Raw genomic sequence first — 2686 nt, 5'->3', positions numbered from 1 at the left:
CGCTACCAACTCCGCGTTCTTCACCAAGGCGGCAAGCTGGCTTTGCTGGCGGGTTCCTGTCTTGGCGAATATCCGCTCAAGATAGGTGCAGCCGGTTTTCACGGTGATGGTCAGATCGGACGCCGCATCCTTCAACGGCCGCGGTTCTGCATCAGCGACAATCAGTTGGAACTCTCCGCAGGCGGAACCGGTCGTGCCGGGCCAGAGCTCGGGAACGAAAGCCGCCTCGTAAATCGCTTCGATCAGGCCGCCGCTCATCGGAACGGCTCCGCGCTCTTCAACAAGGCGACAAGCTGGCTTTGTTGCCGTGTCCCGGTCTTGGCGAAGATCCGTTCGAGATAGGTGCGGCTGGTTTTGACGGTGACGTTGGAGCTTGCCGCTGCCTCCTTCAACGGCCGCCCTTGCGCAAGGGAGGCCGCCAGCCGCGCCTCTGCGGGCGTCAGGTCGAACAGGCCGGCAAGCAGGCTTGGCGACGGCACGGTGGCGCTGGCGCTCATCGCCGTCGCCGCAACCAGAATGTCAGCCCCGGAAAAGATCTCATGCGCGGCACGGCGCAGCGGCAGGAGATGAATGACCAGCGCCGGTTGGCCCTCCCTGGCTGGAATGGGGATGGAACGCACGACCCGATCTTGCAAATTGTGCGTAATGGCTTGCCGGAAAAGCTCATTCGCGGACACGTCGGCAAGTGCCATGCCGCCATGTGCGGCGGCGATGAAAACGGATGGCATGTTTTCCAGCAGCACATTGGCCGTCAGCACGCGTCCCGATGCAGTCATTACCGCCGCCGGCAGACCAAGGGCCTCGAGAGCCGAGACGCTCGCTTTGGCCTGCTCCATGCCCAGCCGCGCCGATACCAGGCCGGCACGCGAAAAGTGCGGGCGAAGCTGGTCGAGCCTGTCGATCGACGTCTGATCGTAGGTGCCGTCCCGCGTCCAGCGTTGAAAGACAAATGTAACCAGTTCGCCGCTCGGCATGGCAACCGCCGAACAGATATGAGCGCCGATACCTGCCGCCCTCAATTGTATCCGTACCGGATCATGCTCGAGCTCGTCGGCAGTCAGAAAATCTTCGACCTGCACGAAACTCGCCGGTTGCAGGCTGCACATGCGCTGAATCGCATCGGAGAATTTCCAGCTGTCGCCGGCAATGAATTCATCGAACAGGGAGCGGACGGTTTCAAGGGAATTGCCATGCCCGGGAGACTCGTCACTCAACCGGCCGCGAACGGGGGAGCCGTCGCTGAACAGGAAGATCGCGCCGTCAGCCGAACTCGAAAGCTCGCTGGCCGCTTCGAGCGCACCCGCCCATAAATCCGGCACGAACGCGGCCTCGTAGATCCTGTCCGTAAGATCATCGAACATGAGAGCGCACAGTCCTTTCAGAGTCAGCGTCTTGCCGGCTCGGATCGTCAACGCGCTCCCACACGCCAACCGATACCCGCAGGATCAAAATGCCATGCTGAAAGCTGAGGTCAACCTCAGATTGCTGTCGAGCCGCATGCAGTTGCCGGCCCCAAAACGACAAAACCCGCCGGACTGGGTCCAGCGGGCTCGGAACCGCGACAAAAGTCGTCTGGTGCGGCTCTGGCTTCCACGGCTTGGTCCGCCGGAGCGGACCAGACGTGGCTTTAGATAGCCCTGCGGGCGATCTTTTCGATGTCGGCGCGGTTGATGCCGAGATCGCTGAGCTGACGTGCGTTGAGACGGTTCAGTTCGCGGACGGTCTCGGTGTACATACGCCAGTTACGGAAAGCGCGGATCGGGTTCATGGTAGTCCTCCAAATTGATGTTCGTTTCGATGGTGCTCAAATAGGCGTCATCGATGAGGACTTGAATGGCTGATTTTGCATAGCAATGATGCAAATGCTGCATTGCAGCATTAAGCTTCTGTTCATCTTGTAGGCAGCGAGGCGCTGACCTCGCTCGCTGTCAGCCGACGTCGAGCACGATCTTGCCGATGTGTTCGCCGTCCTCCATCCGCTCATGCGCCCGCCAGGCTTCGCTGAGCGGGAAGATCATGTCCATGACAGGAGCAACCTTGCGCGTGCCGAGCAACGGCCACACCTGCGCTTCCAGCGCCGCCGCGATCGCCGCCTTGAACTCGACGGTGCGCGGCCTCAGCGTCGACCCGGTGTGGGTAAGCCGCTTGACCATGATTTTCGAAAAATCCGCGCTTGCGACAGCGCCGGCCTGCACGGCGATCTGGACGATCCGACCCTCGACCGCAGCGGCCTCATAGTTGCGCGCCACATAGTCGCCGCCGACCATGTCGAGGATGACGTTGGCGCCCTTGCCGTCCGTTGCCTCCTTGACCGCGGCGACGAAATCCGCCTCGCGATAGTTGATCGCCCGGTCTGCGCCGAGCTTCAGGCAGGCGTCGCATTTCTCCTTGCTGCCGGCGGTGGTGATGACATAGGCGCCGAAGGCCGAGGCAAGCTGGATCGCCGTCGCGCCGATGCCGGACGAGCCGCCATGGACGAGCAGCGTCTCGCCTTTCTTGAGGCCGCCACGCTCGAACACATTGTGCCAGACGGTGAAGTAGTTTTCCGGCACCGCCGCGGCTTCGGTATGGGTGAAGCCGGCGGGCAACGGCAGCACGCTCCCGGCATGCACCTTGACATATTCGGCATAGCCGCCGCCGGGCGTCAGCGCGCAGACGCGGTCGCCGATGCGCCAGCGCGATATGT

3 protein-coding genes and 1 pseudogene are annotated in these 2686 nt (G+C 62.2%); all 4 read right to left on the bottom strand.

Annotation, left to right across the window (positions count from 1 at the left end):
* Positions 1-258, bottom strand: a pseudogene (locus EN906_RS30070) (hypothetical protein); the annotation flags it as partial.
* The gene (locus tag EN906_RS30065; RefSeq protein ID WP_127270920.1) at positions 255-1361 is read right to left on the bottom strand and encodes a helix-turn-helix transcriptional regulator; all 1107 of its coding nucleotides are present in this window, start codon (positions 1359-1361) and stop codon (positions 255-257) included. The gene EN906_RS30065 and the pseudogene EN906_RS30070, both read right to left, overlap by 4 nt.
* A 266-nt stretch (positions 1362-1627) precedes the next feature.
* A complete protein-coding gene (locus EN906_RS30060; protein ID WP_013529236.1) occupies positions 1628-1768 on the bottom strand; it encodes a DUF1127 domain-containing protein in 141 nt (46 codons plus the stop codon).
* A gap of 160 nt (positions 1769-1928) precedes the next feature.
* On the bottom strand, positions 1929-2686 hold a 758-nt coding region (locus EN906_RS30055; RefSeq protein WP_164777467.1), incomplete at its 5' end, for an NAD(P)H-quinone oxidoreductase.

The organism is Mesorhizobium sp. M7A.F.Ca.CA.004.06.1.1 (genome assembly GCF_003999135.1).
Classification (GTDB): Bacteria; Pseudomonadota; Alphaproteobacteria; order Rhizobiales; family Rhizobiaceae; genus Mesorhizobium.
The sequence above is the reverse complement of the archived record's forward strand: the minus strand, read 5'-3'. Positions and strand labels throughout refer to the sequence as shown.